Annotated in this window: 14 protein-coding genes; 11 read left to right on the top strand and 3 right to left on the bottom strand. The window is 41.6% G+C overall.

What is annotated here, in order from left to right; all coding sequences use genetic code 11:
• Positions 1–384: 384 nt before the first annotated feature.
• The 4 genes from HMPREF1534_RS00695 to HMPREF1534_RS00710 all read left to right on the top strand — a co-directional run bounded on the left by HMPREF1534_RS00695 (position 385) and on the right by HMPREF1534_RS00710 (position 7,038).
• Positions 385–882, top strand: coding sequence for a helix-turn-helix domain-containing protein (locus HMPREF1534_RS00695; protein ID WP_005945317.1), 498 nt, complete (start codon positions 385–387; stop codon positions 880–882).
• Positions 883–926: 44 nt separating this feature from the next.
• On the top strand, positions 927–3,926 hold the full coding sequence (locus tag HMPREF1534_RS00700) for a PL29 family lyase N-terminal domain-containing protein (protein WP_005945314.1): 3,000 nt from the start codon (positions 927–929) through the stop codon (positions 3,924–3,926).
• Positions 3,927–4,159: 233 nt separating this feature from the next.
• Complete coding sequence (locus HMPREF1534_RS00705) at positions 4,160–6,055, top strand: AAA family ATPase (RefSeq protein WP_005945311.1); 1,896 nt, start codon at positions 4,160–4,162, stop codon at positions 6,053–6,055.
• Complete coding sequence (locus HMPREF1534_RS00710) at positions 6,052–7,038, top strand: pyruvate kinase (RefSeq protein WP_005945309.1); 987 nt, start codon at positions 6,052–6,054, stop codon at positions 7,036–7,038. Before HMPREF1534_RS00705 ends, HMPREF1534_RS00710 begins: the two co-directional genes overlap by 4 nt.
• A 241-nt stretch (positions 7,039–7,279) precedes the next feature.
• On the opposite strand, the gene HMPREF1534_RS00715 is transcribed toward HMPREF1534_RS00710, so the two are convergent.
• From HMPREF1534_RS00715 to HMPREF1534_RS00725, 3 genes are all read right to left on the bottom strand, one after another.
• Positions 7,280–8,206: a tyrosine-type recombinase/integrase gene (locus tag HMPREF1534_RS00715; protein ID WP_005945306.1), complete on the bottom strand. Its 927-nt coding sequence runs from the start codon at positions 8,204–8,206 to the stop codon at positions 7,280–7,282.
• A 393-nt stretch (positions 8,207–8,599) separates the two neighbouring features.
• A complete protein-coding gene (locus tag HMPREF1534_RS00720) occupies positions 8,600–10,993 on the bottom strand; it encodes a TonB-dependent receptor domain-containing protein (RefSeq protein WP_005945303.1) in 2,394 nt (797 codons plus the stop codon).
• A 173-nt stretch (positions 10,994–11,166) separates the two neighbouring features.
• A complete protein-coding gene (locus tag HMPREF1534_RS00725) occupies positions 11,167–12,846 on the bottom strand; it encodes a helix-turn-helix transcriptional regulator (RefSeq protein WP_005945299.1) in 1,680 nt (559 codons plus the stop codon).
• A 112-nt stretch (positions 12,847–12,958) separates the two neighbouring features.
• Here HMPREF1534_RS00725 and HMPREF1534_RS00730 point away from each other — a divergent pair, with 112 nt between their 5' ends.
• From HMPREF1534_RS00730 to uvrC, 7 genes are all read left to right on the top strand, one after another.
• Entirely contained in the window at positions 12,959–13,981 is a 1,023-nt protein-coding gene (locus HMPREF1534_RS00730) for a L,D-transpeptidase (protein ID WP_005945296.1), read from the top strand.
• Positions 13,982–14,021: 40 nt separating this feature from the next.
• Positions 14,022–14,774 carry a murein L,D-transpeptidase catalytic domain family protein gene (locus HMPREF1534_RS00735; RefSeq protein ID WP_005945293.1) on the top strand — a complete coding sequence of 251 codons (753 nt, stop codon included), beginning with the start codon at positions 14,022–14,024 and terminating at the stop codon, positions 14,772–14,774.
• Between the two features lie 242 nt (positions 14,775–15,016).
• Positions 15,017–16,249: a nucleoside recognition domain-containing protein gene (locus HMPREF1534_RS00740; RefSeq protein WP_005945288.1), complete on the top strand. Its 1,233-nt coding sequence runs from the start codon at positions 15,017–15,019 to the stop codon at positions 16,247–16,249.
• A 57-nt stretch (positions 16,250–16,306) separates the two neighbouring features.
• Complete coding sequence (ybeY, locus tag HMPREF1534_RS00745; RefSeq protein WP_005945285.1) at positions 16,307–16,723, top strand: rRNA maturation RNase YbeY; 417 nt, start codon at positions 16,307–16,309, stop codon at positions 16,721–16,723.
• Positions 16,724–17,209: 486 nt separating this feature from the next.
• On the top strand, positions 17,210–19,081 hold the full coding sequence (gene mnmG / locus HMPREF1534_RS00750; RefSeq protein ID WP_005945282.1) for a tRNA uridine-5-carboxymethylaminomethyl(34) synthesis enzyme MnmG: 1,872 nt from the start codon (positions 17,210–17,212) through the stop codon (positions 19,079–19,081).
• A 58-nt stretch (positions 19,082–19,139) separates the two neighbouring features.
• Positions 19,140–19,664, top strand: coding sequence for an adenine phosphoribosyltransferase (locus tag HMPREF1534_RS00755; protein ID WP_005945278.1), 525 nt, complete (start codon positions 19,140–19,142; stop codon positions 19,662–19,664).
• A gap of 315 nt (positions 19,665–19,979) precedes the next feature.
• Entirely contained in the window at positions 19,980–21,803 is a 1,824-nt protein-coding gene (uvrC, locus tag HMPREF1534_RS00760) for an excinuclease ABC subunit UvrC (RefSeq protein WP_005945275.1), read from the top strand.
• Positions 21,804–21,830 lie beyond the last annotated feature (27 nt).

Here is a 21,830-nt window from a genome sequence, read left to right as displayed (position 1 = left end):
ATATGTTGACATCCGTTAAGATTCTCAAGTCAGGAGCGAAACAGATGATTAGCGAGATTCAATCATCTGGAAATGTGATGAATAAAGTTTTAGGAGATAGAAGAAAAAAAGTGCATCTCTTAGTAAGAGATACACTTTTCGCTGCAAATTTACACAAAGTTTTGATAATTAAAACTTTTTGAGAAGAAAAATCACAAGACAAATGCAAAAATATCTTTAGTCTTAAGTTATAGGACACTTTTTTATCGGCTTAAACTATTAATAATAAAGCGATTATGTGCGTTCGGTGTATCTCTTACTAAGAGATGCACCGAACGCAACCCTTTTTTAAGGGTTTGAAAAGTGAGTAATTATCTGAAATAGAGACGATAAAAAGAAAGTACAATGGACTACCTGTTTCTACACCGCGACAAGCGCACTTTTACTTCCGAAAGGCAGAAAAATCTGCTTTTCAGAGCTGCTCATATTTATTGGGAGCAGAAGTTTGCAGGTCGTGAGCCGGAGAAAGCAAGAAAAGTCGATTGTGAAATATATAAATATGTATTGTATTACTTGGAAGTGCGCCAAGTGTTTCTTGACCCGGAAATCTCGCTGAAGAAACTAAGTGGAATGATTGAAACGAACCAGACTTATTTATCCAATGTGATAAACCGCTACTTCGGCTGTCACCTGAAAGATTTACTGAACAAATATCGGGTGGAATATGCCAAGGAACTGCTCCGTTCGGACAAATATTCACCCGAGGAGATACCCCAATATTGCGGATTCCTGTCGCGAAGCACGTTCTACGCCGCCTTCAAGAAAATGACGGGCTTATCTCCAAAAAGATATATGAAATATGAAATGAGAGCACAGCACTCAGAATCAATAAATTATGTATAACCAATTTTAGTTTTTTAAATTTATAAATTTAAAGTTTTTCTATTATGAACAAAAAGTTTTTAAGTGCAATCCTGTTCGGAGCCTTAATGGTTTCGTCAACAGGAACATTTGTGTCTTGTAAAGACTATGATGATGACATCGAGAATTTGCAAGGCCAAATCAACTCTAACAAGGATGCTATTGCAGCTTTGCAGAAACTGGTAGGAGAAGGAAAATGGGTAACCAACATCTCTCCTGTTGAAAACGGTTTCGCTGTAACCATGAGCGACGGTACTACTACCTCCATTACAGGTATCAAGGGGGCAGATGGAAAAGACGGTACTGAATGGACTATCGGTGAAGACGGTTTCTGGTACAAGGACGGTGAAAAGACCACTTCTCAAGCTATAGCAAAAGATGGAGAAGATGGTAAGCCGGGAGCTACTGCTCCTTCTCCCAAAATCGACGCCAATGGAATGTGGGTAGTTTACGAATGGGATGCCGTTAAAGGTGAATTCGTAGAAAAGACTACTGAAATCTCTGCACAAGGTACTAGTGCCTATGTTGTAAAGAAGGATGGCGTTTATGTATTGCATATCGCTGACGAAACCGGCAAGTTCCAAGAGGTGACTTTGCCTGCTACTTCTGATGCATTTGTAGTGGAAGCTCCTGCTGCTGTAGTTAAGGTTAAATTCCAAACTGCAAAGTGGCAACCTGCTGTAAAGAATACTACAGAAAAAGCAAAGAAGGCATATAAGACATTGACTGAGAAATTCACTGACCTTGCCGGTATTGCTGCAAATGCTATAGTAAAACAAGGTGGCGAATTGCCGATATTGGTAAATCCCGCAAATGTGGAATTGACTGATAAGTTTGATTTCTCTTTGCAACTGGCTAAAGGAAAAGTTCTTGATATTGCATTGTCTAACCCTGTTAAAGGTATTGCAGACGACTGGAAAGTAAACAATGGTAGTATGTCTAGAGCCGCTAAAACAGAAGATTGCTTGTGGACATTGGACGTAGAACCTGCATACAATGAAAAAGATAAAAAATATGCAACTACTGAGAATGAAGAAGCATCTTTGGTTGTAGAAAACGAAAAGGGTACAGTTGTCAAGACTGCTTTTGCATATCAAGTTTCTGCAGACGATGTGAATGAAAACGTTGATGTAAACGCTGGTACTGTAACTTATGCTCCTACTATTGATTTGACAGCTGTTGATGCTAAGACTGAAAAAGCCGGTATCATCTATGCAAATGAATACAAAGGTAAAGCTATTGTAAAACTCCGCGACCAATTGAATATTGAACAATATGGTTTGTCTTTGGACGGAAATGTATTGACTATTGCCAATATGCCTGCCAATGTATCTGGCATTACTGTTAAATTGAACGTTATAGCACTTGGTTTGAATGGTTCTGCTGTTGATGAGGATATTGATGTAACAGTTAATCAGGATATTCAAGTAGCCGGTGGTTTGGAAGACAAGAATGTAACATTATCTACTGAGAAAGTTAGCGGTGCTTATACACAGAATGTTCTTTGGGATGTTGCTGACTTCCAGTTTACTACTGCAACTCAGAAGGATGCATTCTTCAAAGCTGGTAAGACAATGAGTGTTTATCTGTTGGACGAAAATGGTGACAAGCCTGAAACAGCAACATATACTTATACAACAGATGATAACAATCTTGCTCAGTATAAGAGTGACGGCAAAGCAACAGCTACATCATACAGTGACTTCGCTAAGTTCGGCTTTAGCTTGAATGCTGCAAACTATGTACCCGGAACTTATGCAATTGTATTTGAAGCAACAGACGGTGCTGCAACAATTGTGAAATCTGAAGCTACTATGATTGTTTCTAATCCGAAGGCAGAAGATATCTTCAAGTTGGTACCTGACTTTACTACAGCCAATGTATTGCAAGTTATCGGTGACTATACAATCGTAAATAATAAGGTGGTTTACGATTTGGAAGACGGTATCTTGGCTCCTGATTTCGCCGGTAGTGATGTAACTTATATCGACTTGGATCACAAAGCTTGGGAAGAAGCGATGGGTGCTGATACAGAAATGGGCGCAATAGACTGGATTGATGATCAAGGTCGTTTAAGCGTATACCAAAATGCTTGGAATGGTGATGATACTAAAGCTAACGAATATATGTTGAACAAGGAACGTAATATCCGTGCTACTTATACCTTGTATGGCAATGCTAAAAACACTATTGACTATGACTTCAAGGTTATTGTTAAGAGCTCGGTTTATACTGCTGATGGTTCTAACGTAACAGTAAAAGCTATTACTGGCGCCTTTGGTAAAGAAGTTAATATGACTTCTAATATCTCTGCTGTTTATGCTTTGGGTATCAACAAGGGCAAGGCTCTGACATTATTCGGAAACGCAGGCGGTTCTACTCAAAAAGATGTTACTGACTATGACGCTCCTAAGAAAGATGCTGCCGGTAAGTATGTAGTGAATACTGATGCTACTCCTATCGAAATTGCGAAGGCTGACCTGATTAAATTCGGTATGACTGTTGATGCTTATACTGCATTGGGAGCAGATGATAAGTTCTTCTTGACTGTTGAAAACAATGATGTAACAGTAGGAAGTGAGAATAGTACTTTGAAAGGCTGGGAAACTATCATGACTGAGGTTAACAAGTATTATACTTATAACAACGGAACATGGGGTGACAAGGCTGGTTTGTCAGCAGACGAAAAAGCTGCAAGAGACGCCAGTGCTGAAGTTGCTTTGTTCAAAGCTTACAAAGATAAGTTGGCATACGATACCAAGAAAGAAACTGTAACAACTCAAGCTAAACCGGCTTCTGATGAAATCAAGTCTGTAACATTTGCATGGGACGATACAAAATTGGCTGAGAAATTTGTGACATCAACCACAATCGGTACTGACGGTAAATTTACAGCTAAAGCAGAAGCTGACATTAAAGCATCTGATTTGGTTAATGGTAAGGCTGAGCTGAAAGTGAACATGAAGGTTACAGATAAGTGGGGCATGGTAATGACCAAGACTTATACTGTTACTATTAAAAAATAATCATACTATAAAGTAAAAGTCCGCTTCTCCTTCGTGAGAAGCGGCTTCTACCCAAAGTAGAAATTATAGACTCTTTCAAGCGGGGAAAGAAAACACTTCCTATCAACGGAATGGTTCTTTCCCCGCTTTTTTATATCAAATGATAAATAGCTGGCAGTTTGTTATTTATATGGACACAAATTGAATATTCATAAGCTGCCATTGAAAAAAGAATAATATATAATCTTGAAGATATGGTTTATATTGAAAGTGCGGAAGCTAAAAAAGAATTGGGTAGAATTGATGATATTTTAAATGAAAAACACCTTCTAATCGGAGGTTTGGCTGTAAAATACTTCTATCCGGCCAGAGAGTCTAAAGACATAGATCTTGTTTGCTCTGATGCAGTCAGAAACACGATTATTCGTGAATTATATCCTACAAACGAATGGGATATTTTTGATGAGAATATGGATGAATATCGTCCTGATTACCATATAAAGAACAAGAAAAATGGCTTAATCATTTCTTTTGGTCCCAAAATAAAAGAAAGAGAACCATATGCAGATATCGATTGGGATTTATTAGTAAAAGAATACTCCATAGCATTTGAAAACAAAAGAGTAAAGTATAAAAAGATTTATATACCATCGGCAGGTGCATTAGCGTTTACCAAATTAATATCTTTTGTTAATAGAGAAACACACAAAGACATACAGGATTTGCAAGACTTTGTCGATTTAACCAATCATAAGTCGTGCGCTTTAGATGATTTATTCAACTTGATTGATAGAGTTGCCGATAAATCCAAATTACGTGAGAACTTTTGGAAGAAAATAGCATCAAAAAAAGAGTGCGCCTCAATTATTGCAAAAGGAAATATATTTAAACTGGCCGATTTTTTCACTGAAAGCAAACCGTCTCCTCAATCTAATGGCTTCGCTGATGCTACAAATAAAGTGAATATCTTAGAAGATAATCCTATTATCTTTTTTTCGCAAAAGAAACGTCCCTTAGAAGCTGATATATCAGACAATTTGAAGAATGCCGAAGAGTTCTTTTTTATGGCAAGAACAGGGGTTAACTTTTTAGGCTCTCATAAGTCTGCCGTATGTCATGCGATAGACAATGGCTGTGTGTGCAAATTTCTTATTGTGAATCAACACTCACCGGCTATCGATTATGGACAGTTAAGACCTATAGTTGATAGGAAAAATGTGCCGGTGTCATATCAGTGGCTTCAAGAAATCAAAGAATATGATAAAGGCAGAAACAGAGTGGAAATCCGTGTTCTGAATAATTTCCCTCCTTTCGGCATTGAATATTTTAAAAAGAAGGATGGCAAAAAGATAATAAATGTCAGACCCTATTTTTTGACAAATTATGAACCTGAAAAAAGGCCGCTATTAATGGTTAAAGAACACAGCGAATGGCAAAACATCTTTTATAGCGAATTTGAACAATTATGGGAAAAAGCTCAGATTTGGGGAAATACACGAGGATGGGGAAAACCCAAACGCATTGTTTTGGATGGTTCGCCGGGAGGAGGTAAAACCACTCTGCTTAGTGGAACATCACAAAGAGATATATATAATAGAGAATTTAAAGGCATAAATAAATCAGGGTACACTGTGTTTGGAAATTTAATAAATGCTTCTATAGAAGATATGAGAAGAAAAAGCGCAAACAAAAGCATCCAACCACCTGATGACTGGAAGTTGTTTTTTGAATGTGCAACAGACCGTGCCATAAAATATTATGAAGCTGCCAAACCTGATTTAATCACTTTCTATGACAGAGGAATTTTCTATTTGGAAATAATGGCTGAGAGAAATAACTGCAAAGAGATGTTGCCTGAGAAGTACTTTTCATTTATAAATGAAAATAGATACGATGATCCTATTTTTATTGTTCATCCTATTTTAGGTATCGAAATTAAACCATTGGAAGGTGATAGTAAAACAAGGGTTTTTACTGACGATGAAAGGATTGAACAAGACAAGAAAATTGTCGCATTATACAAACGTCACAGATATAGGGTTATTGAAATTCCATCACCGGATAGCCCGGATTTGATAAGAAACTTCGAAGTGGTTAACAACAGTGTCAATGACCGTCTGAGTATAATTAAAAAAGAATTAGGCTTATGAAAACACCACAATTATGGGTAACCATCGATAAACGGGGCTTTTCAAAAGAAGGTCTCAAAAAATTATTGGAATATAATATTGCAGGTATAAGAATGAATACCGGACGATGTCCGTATACATGGATTTATGAAGTGCTTGAAGAATTGAGCAGGCTAAATTATCCACTATCTCAAATTCTACTTGACATAGGAAATACAAAGCCACGGCTTCATTTAACTGAGACAAATGGTATGGAGTTGGACAATGGTTCCCTATTTTCAATTTCAGACCAAGCAAAAGATGGAGTAAATGCCATATTACCGCATAAGCGTTTTTTTGAAGAAGTTAATTTAAATGATATTGTATATTTTGGTGATGGCGAAATTGAAGCTGTAGTCGAAGGGGTTCATCAGAATACAGTAACATTACGCTCCCTTTCCGGTGGCAGACTTGGCAATCATGTTGCAATCGGCATCAAAGGAAAAGAGTTTTTTAAATTTCTTATTGATGAAAAAGAAATCGCAGAAGTAAACTCAGTCCTGCATCGTTTCCCAATCAGTCTTATTTTATCTTTTATTGAAAGCGGAGACAATCTTGTTTGGGCTAAGAAGGTCTTTCCTCACGCGGCTTCTGTCATTCCCAAAATAGAAACCGGCACGGCAGTATCTAATATTGAAAGTATATTAGCACAGTCGGACACAATATTTGTTGGACGTGGAGATCTGGGGCTCTCATTGGGTATTGAAAAAATAGGAATCATACAAAAAGAAATCATACAGAAAGCACAAAAAGCAGGTTGCAAAATATCTATTGGAACAGGAACTTTGGACTCTTTAAAATGGAGCCAAATACCTCTTCGTGCAGAAATTATTGATATTACTAATTCGTGTTTAGAAGGAATTGATTACATAGCATTAACATCCGAAACAGCAGCTTCTCAACATCCATTCAAAGTACTTGATTTCATACAGCACATATTGAATTACATCAAAGGCATTGATTAGAGGTTGACACTAAGGGGTGATTCATATGAGATACCAACGATGCCGCGGCTTTCTTTCCTGACAAGTATCGGCAAGTTCTGCCAGATAAATATTTTCTGTGAGTTGAATAACCTGCAAAATATCCGTATGTTTCCCTCAAACCTGTCAGCCATACCCCGGCTCGGCAAAGGATTTCCGTATCAGCTGACGGATTTGAAGTTTTTTGTACCTAATACGGTATCCTTTTAAGATACAAACTTTTTTAGAAAAGTTCTTTCAATACTTGCTTGTTGGCTTCATCGATTACAGCCGTATCCAACGATGACAAATAAATCATGGTCGTTCCTTCGGAATCATGTCCCATGCTTTCGCTGATGACAGACAAAGGAATACGTTTATGTTTTGCCACACTGGCCCATGAATGGCGCGCGCAGTGCATTGTCAACGGATGGGTTAGTCCCACCATCCTGCCTATATCCTTCAACCTGCGATTCATGAGAGTGATGGCATTTTTATACTGCCTTCTTTCATCCACACCGTTGTCCTTAAGAATGGGGAGCAGATAAACAGTGTGATTCCAAGAATATTTCTTCACAATATTTTCCATGCATCTCTCCCACCTGATATGGAGTAACTGCCCCGTTTTCTTCCTTTTATACGATAAAATACCCTCCGACAAATCTTCTTTATGCAAATAGGCCATATCTACAAAAGACATTCCGCGGGTATAGAAACTAAACAAAAACATATCACGCACATAATCCAAGGTAGAATTTGGAGGCAATTCCAACAATCTTATCTGCTTTATCACACTGAGGGGAAGAGCGCGCTTGATAGTTTTACACACTCCTGTATAGACGTGCTTAAAAGGATAGCGTTGCAAAGTAATTCCTTGCTCCACGGCACGGTTGTATACAGCCCGAAGTATGCGCATATAGAAAGAAATAGTATTCATACTTACCCCATTCACCTTTAAATAGGTTTCATAAGCCACCATCATGTCTGAGTCCATTTCACTTAGCGACACATCCTCGCCATTCGTAAATCTCATAAAACTATTAAACGCAGTCGCATAGGTTTCACCTGTGCGAGTTTGTTCCAACTCTTTCAAATGAGTAATGTTCGTTTGCATAAAGAGTGCCAGAGACTTTTTACTTGAACACCTGTTCTTTAGGTTAATTGTAATCATCGTAATCTAATCTTTAAATTATTTTTTTGACTTAACAGCATCCGACAAAGATAAGTTGTCTGTTTTTTTATTCCTTTGCAATTAGGAAGATAAAACGATGAGGACATAAGGTATTTTATAAAATAGGATATTCTGCCATACTTGCCGAACATGCATATCTGTATCAATCCCGCTAAAAAAAAGAATCTCATTTTCTAGAATTATATTTCTTCGACCTGCCTAAAATCCCCCATTTCATCGGAAGAACGGTTAAGGGAAATAAATCTCATTTCCACTTAACCGTTCTTATTTACAGCATGATTGGCAAACTGACCTGCCATAGAAAAAAAGAAAAGTTGTTCTCCACCTTTGTGACAAAAACAAAGGCATACAAGGGGAAAAATCCGCCCCCGACTACAGGCGGTTTTGAATATCCGTGTTACTCAAATTATGTTTTTTACGCTTGATATCGGCACCGAAGTTATAGCTTACCCCGATACGGAAGCTCGTATAGGTAAAGGTATTGTTGAACTTCGCATAGAGTCCGTTGGAGTAGCTGGTCCCCTGCATATTCTTCACCAAAAAATCACTTACATTCAGGCTCAGATTCAGTTTGTTGCCCAACATACTATAACGGATACCTCCACTGGCTCCATAGGAACCTTCCCGATGACTCACCTGGTCATGACTCGGTCCGGAATAGTAACCGGAAAGACTGGCAACCAACGTTTTGGCTGTATTCAGATAGAATGTGTTACGGATATTGATGTTATAATCCCAACCGGAATTTTTAGGATGGGTTTCGGGCGCGCTGGAAGTGGTCCTGTTATACTTTAACGTGTGCTGGGCAAACGTCTGCAACCACCCCAAACGGAACGTATAAGAGTTGGTAATACCGAAAGAACGGTTTTTCATATAGTTGTCCCACAATGAGGAAAGGACATGCGTTTCCTCATTCAGCATCAGCCGCTGCGAGAATACATCAGTGGCATACGAATAGAATATAGAGAAATTCAAGTTATTCTTCAGGGTATAAGAGAGCTCTGCATTATAGCGATAACTGGGTTTCAGGTCTTCCTTTCCACGATGCTCGCTATATTTGTTTTCGTAAGTAAGGAAAGGATTCACCATATTCTGTGCCGGACGCGAAATGCGGCTGGATATATTCATATTCAACACATTATCTTCATTCGGCTTATACATCAGATAGAAAGTAGGGAACAAGCGGGTATAGTCATGCTTGTCCGTTGTCTGCTGGGACTCGGAAATGCCTGTTGTCCGAGTGTGCTCCAGACGTAGACCGGCTTTCATTGAGAAATGGGAGCCAAAGTTATGGCTATAGTCGGCATAAAGGGCATAGATTTGTTCTTTATACCGGAAAAAGTCATTTTGAGTGAAAGACACATTGGAGTTGTCATAGTTCAGACGGTTACGCGTGTCGGTAAAAGATGCTTTCGCACCTGTCGTAAAGCTGTAACTGTCACCGGGAAGGATGAAATCGAGTGCAGAAGAGATTACATCTACCGTACGGCGCTGATTCTTATCATAATTAAACTCCGAGCCGGGGATTATTTCTCCTGTCGGCAGGTGGCTTTCAGAATCAAAATCGAAGAATGTATTGGACTTGTCTTTCAGATAATCGACATCCCATATCATCTTGTGTCCTTTATCTCCCCATGACTTATCGACATGGAAGTTTACATTCACACGATTCTGTGAATAGTCCTTATCATCACGGCCGAGCATAAATGAATCGGTACGAAGTTCCTGAATGTCGTGCACTTCGGTACGGTTGTCCGTTACATTATTGGGAGCACTGTTGATATAGGTAAGTTGGGTACCTATATTCCATTGTCTGCCCATATCGATATCTATCCCTCCGTCTACATAAAAGGAAGAAAGAGAATAATCGCTTTCGGAACGGCTGCGCCATGTCTGGTCGGTATAGAAACGCCCGTTACGCTCCACATAGCCGGTTTTACCGTAAGCTCCGCTACCGTTCAGGTAAGCGGTTACGCGTTGACGATTGAACTGTAGGCTCAGGCCGCCATACCCATAGTTATATTTCTCACCATACAGATAAGAGCCGAAAGCGTTGCCTCCGATATGGTCTTTGACACGTTCCTTGAGGCGGATGTTAAGGATACCGGCATTGCCTTCGGCATCATAGCGGGCAGGAGGAGTGGTAATCACTTCTACCTTGCTAATTTGAGAAGCACTGTAGGAGCGAAGAAAATTAATGAGTTCCTCACCGGAGAGTTTGGTCTCACGGTCGTTGATATAAATCTTGATTCCTCCTTTTCCTATGATGTCGACTCCGCTTTGAGACACGCGCAAGCCGGGTACATCGTGAAGGAGATCCAATGCATTACCGCCTACGCTGGCAATAGAGTTTCCCGCATCAAAGACCACACGGTCTATCTCACGCCTGATAACGGGCTTGGCGGCTGTCACAGTCACCTCACTCATCGCTATGGACGAGTTTTTCAATACCAAACTGCCTAAATCAGTATCTTTGGATAGGGTAAGAGGCAACGACAAATCCTGATAGCCCAACAGGGTAACACGCAGTAAATAGTTCCCTTTGGGTTCTTGCAACTGGAAGCAACCATTCGTATCGGTAATCATTCCATCCTGATACATACTGTCAGTGGAGTGAAGCAATATGACGTTGGCCACTTCGACAGGAGTTCCCGTCTCATCTTTCACACATCCTGATAATCGATAAGTTTGTGCCGTGATTGTTCCCCATGTACAACATAAAAGGACAAATAGGGAAACAAGTCTTTTTCGTAATAAAGTTTTCATTCTGTAATTCGTTTTGTTTAGCACAAAGGTAACAGCAAGAAGGGGCTTAAACACACTAAATCAGGAAATAAAAAGTCTTAATCAGAGAGTATTATTTCACTGATTATCAAATAGTTTGATTTATAAAAGTCTTAAACAGGGCGAAGCGAATCTTAATGGAGACTAAATCCGTATTATGTTGCCTGCGTATTATTTATATATTCCACAATATCTCCTTTCTCATCCATTCCCAACTTCTTTCTGATTGCTGTTTTGCGAACATACACGCTGGCCACGCTCTGTTGTGTCACCACCCCGATTTCTTTTGTCGAGAAGTCGGCGCACAACAAACAGCATACCTGCTTTTCTTTCTCGGAAAGCAAGTATCCGTAAAGCGTCTCCATCCGGGAATAAAATCCGTTATAAATAGTATCGATAACCGGATAAAGATCGGCCCACACCAAAAGAGCCTCGACAGGGACTTCTTTGTTGGTAATCCCCGATATGCGGCGCAGCAAGTCCTGATTCTGCGAAGTGGGAGCAGTCGCCACCAAACGGATAATACCCAGTTGCTTCAACAGTATCTTTTTAAAGAAGGCGCTGTCATGCTCTGACTCACTCGCTTTATTCGCGTCTTCCAATAGCCGGGTAAGTGTTTCGATGCGGTCTTCGGCTTCCGCCAAACGCAGGTGTCGATTGCGAATATAAAAGAAAACACACAAACCACCCACCGCAAAGATAAATAAGAAAGTGACCAGTAACAGTTGTGTACGCTGACGGTCGATTATCAATGTATAATTCTGACGTTCGAGCTTAATTTTTGTATCCATCTGTTGCTGTATGGTGCTCTGCTTGTTCCAATCTGCCAAGATAAGGGAATCGCCAAACCGTCCGGTTCTAATCGTCGAGATACTACCTTCCATAGCGTAGTCCACCACATTCTGTAATTCATAGAGCAAAAGGCGTGTACTGATGTTCACACCGGACTGCTGCTCTGCTTTCGCTTCAGCTTGCCACGCCATATCCAGATAATATGCAGCCGAATCAAGTTGCCGCAAATAAAGAAAGTTCTCAACCAGGATTGCATGGGTGACAGCCATCTTTTCACGATATACCGGCATCAACTCCCAAACACGGCGGATTAGTGCATTTGATTTCTCCACCTTCTCGGAACGCATCAGGTTAGAAGCATAGTTCCGCATATAATGGCATAAATATGCTGTATCTTTATTGGCTTCAGCCATCGCAATGCTCTTCTCATAATAATAAGTGCAAGAGTCATCGCCAACCAGCCCAAGATTAATGGCGAGAAAATAGAACATTCCTGCCAAAGCAGGGGAAGTAGTGTCAGGGGAATAAGCCAAGGCCTCTTTCACATGGCTGGCCACCTCACGGTAATCTCTGCGAAGCTCGTAAACAATATTCGCCTTATAATAAAGCAGGTCGCGGACATTGACGGAGTCATTGGCTTGCTTTGCCTGTGCCACTCCGCTATCCAGCTCTGCAATGGCATCATCCAACCGGTCTATCCATTTCAGATAGTTCGCCTTCAGAATATAACCTTTCATCACTTTCTCTCGGTCGCCATGTTTGCGGAAGTAATCCACCGCTTTAGGCAATAAAGAATCTTCTGTCATCGATATATTTCTCGCGCTATGGACCATCGCTTTTATCCATACATAACTCATCAGTTCTTCTTCCGAGAAGTCGGCCAAATGTTCTTGCTGTTGCGCAAGCAGAGACAGGACACTATCAGGATAATTCGTCATCAATGAATCGGCGCGTTGCAGTAAAGCACGGTGATTGGACGGACGACATCCGGCAACAGACAGTAATATGATAATAATTCCCCAAAGAAAAGGTAATTTCTTCATGATATAAATGACAAAGTTATGCTACAAAGATACAAGATTTAAACAAAAACGCATGGTTATTCCTTATAAAGAATTATATTTGTAAACGAACTCTACAAACCCCATATCTGTTATGAAAAGGATAGGATTCATATATTGGCTGACAGGGTTCTGCGTACTCTGTTCCTGCAACTCGAAAGCGGAAAACGACGCGCAACAATCCGCCATCTTCGAAGCCCGGGATTCCATTGCCGAAACTCCTGCCGAAATTATGGTGAAAGAACTGGCTGCCGAAGATATAAAAATAGAAAAAGAGCTGCTTTATGACAAGCATACTTTAAAAGATATCTACCCTTATAAGGATACAACACGCTGCTTTCAATGGGAAAAGATAAAAGAGAGGTTAGCTTTGTTGGAAAATATCCGGCAGAAACCATCACAATGGTGTATCCTTCAGAATTATAAGAACCGGAATGGAGAAGCTCCGCTGGTCAAGAATTTTAAGCGGGATGCTTATAAACGTGTGGCTGATACTTTAGGGGTGGAACGATATCAGGGAGTACCGTTATATGAGCTCAATGATACGCTCACTCCGGTACGTTATGGACTGGATGGGTTGCTGACGCGCCATCTGGGTACAAAAGGAAAGTTTACGAAAGTCACACCTGTATATATAGGAGGAGAATGGTATGCACCTACCAAATATGTGAAACTCATTCCCGATACTGTCGTTTTTGATAAAGCTATCTTTGTAGACCGCCATAACCAGAATATCACGACTCTGGAACGAAAGAAAGAGGGGGAATGGTTGGTACGCAGCATGAATCCGGCAACGACAGGGCAACGGCGGCCGCCTTATGCACAGCCCACACCATTGGGTATGTTTGTCTTGCAAGAAAAGAAGCCAAAAATGATTTTCCTCAAAGACGGTTCCACCGCAACCGGAGGATTTGCTCCTTATGCCAACCGCTTCAACAATGGTGGCTATATTCATGGTGTGCCCACCAATGCACCGGCAAAAGGTATTATCGAATATAGCTATACGTTAGGAACGACACCCCGTTCGCACATGTGCGTGCGCAACGCAACATCACATGCCAAGTTTATTTTTGACTGGGCACCTGTTAATGAGACAATTATATTTGTTTTGGAATAGAAATGTGCGTAACTTTGCACCCATTATTTAGTTTTCACCTATGTACAAAGCTTTTTTATTTCTATTCCTATTTCTTTTCCCATTCAGTAACGTATCTACTCGGACGTCTGTCTCCGAGGAGATGACAGATATGGTCATTCCTGAAAACGAACTAACGGATGGCGAAGTTTTATTTGAAGAAATGAATTTGGGAGGAATTGTAAACTTTCCGGCATTCCGACAAGCTGTGCAAGGTTACAACAAAATAGAACAGAAAAAGAAGCCCGTATTAACTCTTATCGACTTCACCAAACCATCGACCGAAAAACGTCTGTTTGTTTTCGATATGAAAGAAAGAAAGCTACTTTACTCATCGGTAGTCGCACACGGCAAAAACAGTGGGGAAAACTATGCCACTTCTTTCTCCAATGCGGTCGGCTCATATAAGAGCTCACTCGGTTTCTATCTCACCGGAAGCACTTACCGGGGAAAGAACGGTTATTCATTATTATTGGATGGACTGGAAAAAGGAATTAACGACCGCGCACGCGAGCGTGCCATTGTAGTACATGGTGCTGCTTATGCCAATCCTTCCGTATGCAGGGGCGGGAGATTAGGAAGAAGTTTCGGATGTCCGGCATTGCCGCAGGCACTTACCAAACCGATCATTAATACAATTAAGGGAGGCAGTGTGCTCTTTATCTATGCCAACAATAAAGAGTATATGGCAAAAAGCACTATTTTACCGTCTCTACAACCGCAGGAGTTATTCTCCGAAACTCGAAAAACGACGAACCGGGCTTCTTCTTTCTAGAATAAAAAGTTCTTTTCTATTTCTTTTCCTTCCTTTTTTCCATAAAAACTAAAAGGAAAACACACATTAAGTCATACTCAAATGGAATTATCCAATCAAAAAAGACGGAAACAAGTGATAATTCTATCAAATGTTCATCCCGCCAATCAACGAGAATCGCTTAAAAATTTCCATCATGCATCCTTATCCGAATTAGAGGATTTATTTGTACTTTTGCTCGCAAACAAAAACACTCAACAGTTATGGTGCTCAATTATATTTGGATTGCCTTCTTCCTAATCGCCTTTGCAGTTGCATTGGTAAGACTTGTTTTTCTAGGAGATACCCAGGTCTTCCCCGAGATTATCAATTCAACCTTCAGTTCTTCCAAAACTGCATTCGAGATTTCATTGGGATTGACCGGCGTGCTTTCACTCTGGCTCGGAATTATGAAGATAGGCGAGAAAGGGGGAGTCATTGCTTTGTTCTCTAAATTGTTGAGCCCTCTGTTTTGCAAACTTTTTCCGGAGATTCCCAAAGGGCATCCGGTGACCGGGAGCATTTTTATGAATCTGGCGGCAAATATGCTGGGATTGGACAATGCTGCCACACCGTTAGGTTTGAAAGCGATGGAAGGCTTACAGGAACTAAACCCAAAGAAAGACACAGCCACTAATCCGATGATTATGTTTCTGGTCTTAAATACCTCCGGGCTGACACTCATTCCAATCAGCATCATGGTATATCGTGCCCAACTGGGAGCAGCTCAACCGACTGATATTTTTGTACCCATTCTTCTTGCCACTTTCTTCTCAACGCTTGCCGGAATTATCACTGTCAGCATTTACCAGAAAATAAACTTGCTTAACCGCACTATCTTGTTATTTCTGGGAGGAATAAGCCTTTTGGTAGCAGGTATCATCTATTTCTTCAATACTCTTTCCCGAACACAGATTGATATTTATTCCACCACCACTGCCAACGTCTTCTTATTCTTGATAATTATCGGTTTCATCATAGCAGGAATGAAAAAGAAAATCAACGTATATGATGCTTTCGTAGAAGGAGCAAAAGAAGGATTCAGTACCGCTGTACGCATCATCCCCTATCTGGTTGCAATCTTGGTTGCAATTGGTGTTTTCCGTGCTTCCGGTGCGATGGATTATCTGATTGACGGCATCGAAGGTGCAGTCAAACTATGCGGCATCAACAGCGATTTTGTGGGCGGACTGCCTACTGCCTTAATGAAACCGTTAAGCGGAAGCGGAGCCAGAGGACTTATGGTAGATGCCATGACGACTTACGGTCCGGACTCCTTCGTCGGGCGTCTGGCGTGTATCTTTCAAGGCTCTACTGATACTACCTTTTATATCCTCGCTGTCTACTTTGGCAGTGTAGGTATCGTAAAAACCCGCCATGCGGTGCCTTGCGGACTGTTGGCAGACCTGGCAGGAGTGATTGCGGCTATCTTTATTTGCTACCTTTTCTTTGGATAAAAGAGGATTATCAGAATACTTTATCTATCTTTGCCCGTCTTTAAAAATGAGAAAAGTATGATTAGTTATCAGACAGAAGGCATTGAAATGCCTGCCATCAAGAAAAGGGAAACTACAGAATGGATAAAAAAGGTTGCTGCCGACTATGGAAAAAGAGTCGGTGAAATAGCTTATATCTTCTGCTCGGATGAAAAGATTCTGGAAGTAAACCGCCAATATTTACAACATGATTATTATACGGATATCATTACTTTCGACTATTGTGCCGGCAACCGTCTTTCGGGCGATTTATTCATCAGTCTGGATACTGTCCGTACGAATGCAGAGCAATTCAACCAACCGTATGAGCGGGAGCTTCACCGCGTCATTATACATGGTATCCTGCATCTCTGCGGCATCAATGACAAGGGTCCCGGAGAACGCGAAATAATGGAAGCAGCAGAAAACAAGGCATTGGAAATGCTGAGTATCTGAACCGCTTCTTCCATTAATATATCAAGCACTCCCTGTCACCGGATGCTGTCTTCTCCGATTTTCAAACTCTGCATACGTTTTGAACCACCTAAGTCGTTTCATTAGCCGGACTATGCATTTCCATCCTTTCGGTTATGCCTGTCTGTAAGTCGGATTACTACAGACTTCCACAGTGGACTGTATAGTCTGCTGCAATGGACTGTAATAATCTTCCGTTTAAAAGGCTTTGACTGACCCTAAAAAACGGCTTATCCTTCCCTTGGTCGGTGAGTATGAAATGTCGAATCCCCAAGAAAACAATGTGCCCCGAAATACATCGCCCCAAACAGAGAACTTCAATAAGAAAACACTCGATTCCTGACAAAATAATCCCTCGATTCTCTTTTTTATCATCCTTTTTCCTCTCTCTATCATTTTCTAACAATCCCTCAACCTACTTTCTGACAACTTTTTAGTAATTTTGCCACGGTAAAAAGAAATAAATCAATGGATTTTAAGTACGACGTAATTGTAATTGGTGCCGGACATGCCGGTTGCGAAGCAGCCGCTGCCGCAGCGAATCTGGGTTCAAAGACTTGCCTTATCACGATGGATATGAATAAGATTGGGCAAATGAGTTGCAACCCGGCTGTGGGAGGCATCGCAAAAGGACAAATCGTAAGAGAGATAGATGCGCTGGGAGGATACATGGGAATTGTAACCGACCGCACTGCTATCCAGTTCCGCATGCTCAACCGCTCAAAAGGACCTGCCATGTGGAGTCCGCGTGCGCAGTGCGACCGCGGTAAATTTATCTGGGCATGGCGTGAAATATTAGAGAACACACCCAATCTGCATATCTGGCAAGATACAGTAGAGGAGTTGATAGTCGAAAATGGTGAAGTAACCGGACTGGTCACTTGCTGGGGAGTTACATTCCATGCAAAATGTATCGTGCTGACCGCAGGAACTTTCCTGAACGGGCTGATGCATATCGGCCGCAAAAAGCTGGCGGGAGGACGAATCGCCGAACCTGCTTCTTACCATTTGACCGAGTCTATCACTCGTCACGGAATCATTGCAGGACGAATGAAGACCGGTACTCCTGTTCGTATTGACGGTCGCAGTGTACACTATGAACTGATGGAAACACAAGACGGAGAAAATGACTTTCACCGTTTCTCTTTCATGAGCGAACCGCGCAAGCTGAAACAACTGCAATGCTGGACTTGCTTTACAAATGAAGAAGTACACAAGATTTTGCGTGAAGGACTCCCCGACTCTCCCCTTTTCAACGGACAAATTCAGAGTATCGGGCCTCGCTATTGCCCCAGTATAGAAACAAAAATCGTAACCTTCCCGGATAAAGAACAGCATCAGCTTTTCTTGGAACCCGAAGGCGAGACAACGCAAGAACTTTACCTCAATGGCTTCTCTTCTTCTCTGCCAATGGATATCCAACTTGCGGCCTTGAAGAAGGTACCGGCTTTCAAAGACCTGGTTGTTTATCGCCCCGGTTATGCCATCGAATATGATTACTTCGACCCTACCCAACTGCAACACACGTTGGAATCGAAAGTAATCAAGAACTTGTTCTTTGCCGGACAAGTGAACGGAACGACCGGTTACGAAGAAGCCGGAGGACAAGGTATCATTGCCGGCATCAATGCACACATCAACTGCCACGGTGGAGAACCATTCACCTTGGCACGAGACGAAGCTTATATCGGTGTATTGATTGACGACCTCGTGACAAAAGGTGTCGACGAACCCTATCGTATGTTTACCTCACGCGCCGAATATCGCATCCTGCTCCGCCAGGATGATGCCGATATGCGTCTGACCGAACGGGCATATAAACTGGGACTTGTCAAACAAGACCGCTATGAGCATCTGTGCAGTAAACGTGAAGCGGTAAACTCCATCATTGATTTTACCAGGAAGTTCTCCATCAAAGCAGCACTCATCAATGACGCTTTGGAACATTTGGGAACCGCCCGCCTCACTCACGGATGCAAATTAATAGACTTGATAAACCGCCCGCAAATAACAATAGAAAGTATTGCCGAGCATATCCCCTCGTTCAAAGAAATGCTGAATAATATAACCGACCGCAAAGAAGAGATAATCGAAGCAGCCGAAGTTCTTATCAAGTATCAGGGATATATCGACCGTGAGCGAATGATTGCCGACAAGATTCACCGCCTGGAAGCTATCCGCATAAAAGGCAAGTTTGATTATAATTCGCTGAACTCGCTTTCTACCGAGGCCCGTCAGAAATTAATAAAGATAGACCCTGAAACATTGGCGCAAGCCAGCCGCATCCCGGGAGTTTCGCCCAGCGATATCAATGTTCTGCTGGTGCTTCTCGGAAGATAAAAAGGCAATGTTTCACGTGAAACAAGTTATTTAATTATTAAACAATAAAACGCTGGTTATGAGCAAAGAAACGCTATTAGCTAATTTAAGAGAAATACCTGATTTTCCTATCCCGGGTATTTTATTCTATGATGTCACTACACTGTTCAAGAGTGCCGAGTGCATGCAGGAAATGTTGGACACATTATATGAGATGTACAAGGATAAAGGCATCACCAAAGTGGTGGGTATCGAATCACGAGGATTCATCATGGGCGGTGCTTTGGCAGCACGTTTAGGTGCAGGTTTTGTAATGGCACGCAAGCCCGGCAAGCTCCCTGCAGAAGTTCTGGAGGAAACATACGCCAAAGAATACGGCACCGATACCATCCAAATACACAAGGATGCCATCAGTGAAGAGGATGTTGTTTTGCTGCACGACGATTTATTGGCTACAGGCGGAACAATGGCAGCCACCCACCGCTTGGTACAAAAATGTGGTGCCAAGAAAGCATATATCAATTTCATTATAGAATTAAAAGGACTGAACGGGAGAAAGGCATTTCCTGCCGATATCACAGTGGATACACTGCTGCAATTATAAACTTCGCCTGCAGTCGAAAAATGTACCTTTGGGGGTGTGTCAAAACCAAACCGGTCTATCCGATCGTCAGCTGTAGGGGCAGGGGTTGCCTGCCCGAAGACACAAAGCAAACTGTTTTCGGGCGAGCGAACCTCGCCCCTACGAACCAAACGACAGTATTATCCAGGTTTTGACACAACCCCATATTCCGAATAATGTATCCGCGAATATCTGCAAATAACCAAACATTACCCCTACAACCAAAGATAGTATATAAACCTTTGGAGCAGACGTATGAAATCCGTCTTTATCCCAAAACAATAACATTGTAACAATATGGAGAAAAAAGAAGAGATTAGCACCAATGAATATCTGAGAGGAATTGTTCTCAACCTTCCCGAAAGCCCCGGCATTTATCAATATCTGAACGCCGAGGGAACAATTATCTACGTTGGAAAAGCCAAGAATTTAAAGCGCAGAGTCTCTTCTTATTTCAACAGAGAACATCCCAATGGAAAGACACGAGTATTGGTCAGCAAGATTGCAGACATCCGTTATATCGTAGTAAAAACGGAAGAGGATGCCCTCTTACTCGAAAATAACCTAATCAAGAAATACCGTCCGCGTTACAACGTTATGCTGAAGGATGACAAAACCTACCCTTCTATCTGCGTAAGTAACGAATACTTTCCCCGCATCTTCAAGACACGTAAAATTATACGTAACGGCTCCGGCTATTACGGCCCGTACAGTCATGTTCCATCGATGTATGCCGTACTCGATTTGATTAAAAAGCTCTATCCTATCCGTACCTGCAAATTAAATCTTACCCCGGAGAATATCAATGCCGGGAAGTTTGATGTCTGCCTGGAATATCATATAAAGAATTGTAAAGGGCCGTGCATAGGACGCCAATCTCACGAAGACTATATGAAAGATATCCGTGAAATCAAAGAGATTTTAAAAGGCGATACACAGATTGTAAGTGACCTGCTCATGGAAGAGATGCAAGCCCTGGCTTCCGAAATGAAATTTGAGGAAGCGCAAAAGATAAAGGAAAAGTATGACCTCATAGAAACCTATCGTTCCAAAAGCGAGGTTGTCAATTCCATCATTCATAATGTCGATGTATTTTCCATTGAAATGGATGAAAACTCGGCTTACATCAATTACCTCCACATTACCAACGGCTGCATAAACCAAGCCTTCACATTCGAATATAAAAAGCGTTTGAACGAAACCAAAGAAGAGCTTTTGCAACTGGGAATCGTAGAAATGAGAGAACGATACAATAGTACTTCACGCGAAATTATCGTTCCTTTCGAGGTGGATATGGAGATGAACAATGTAACTTTCACCATTCCCCAAAGAGGTGAGAAGAAACACTTGCTCGATCTATCCGTCATGAATGTAAAACAATATAAAGTAGACCGCCTGAAACAAGCGGACAAGCTGAATCCCGAGCAAAAGAAAGTACGCATCCTGAAAGAAATACAAGACCAGCTCCACATGGAGAAAATGCCCGCCCACATCGAATGTTTTGATAATTCCAACATCCAAGGCTCGAATGCCGTAGCCGCCTGCGTGGTATTCAAAATGGGTAAGCCCAGCAAACAAGACTATCGCAAATTTAATATTAAAACCGTAGAAGGACCCGATGATTATGCCTCCATGAAGGAAGTTGTCCGACGCCGCTACACACGCCTTATCGAAGAAGGTTCTCCCCTGCCCGACCTCATCATCACCGATGGTGGAAAAGGACAAATGGAGGTCGTTCGTGAAGTTATCGAGGACGAACTTCATCTGCGTATTCCCATTGCCGGACTTGCCAAAGACCGCAGACACCGCACTTCGGAACTGCTTTACGGATTTCCTCCGCTTACCATCGGCATTAAACAAAGCACACCGTTATTTCATCTTCTAGAGAATATACAAGACGAAGTGCACCGATTTGCCATCACTTTCCATCGCGACAAACGAAGCAAGAGTCAGGTAGCCTCTGCCCTGGACAGTATTCCGGGAATCGGCGAGAAGCGCAAAGCCGCCCTTCTGAAAACGTTTAAGAGTGTGGCACGCATAAAAAAAGCAACACTGGAAGAAATAGCCGCCGTAGTGGGCGAAGCTGCCGCTAAAAATATCAAAGAAAGCCTTACAGAATAGAAGGGATTTTTCTACCTTTGCATATAT

Origin of the sequence: Phocaeicola massiliensis B84634 = Timone 84634 = DSM 17679 = JCM 13223 (genome assembly GCF_000382445.1) — a bacterium.
Lineage (GTDB): Bacteria > Bacteroidota > Bacteroidia > Bacteroidales > Bacteroidaceae > Phocaeicola > Phocaeicola massiliensis.
The sequence above is the reverse complement of the archived record's forward strand: the minus strand, read 5'-3'. Positions and strand labels throughout refer to the sequence as shown.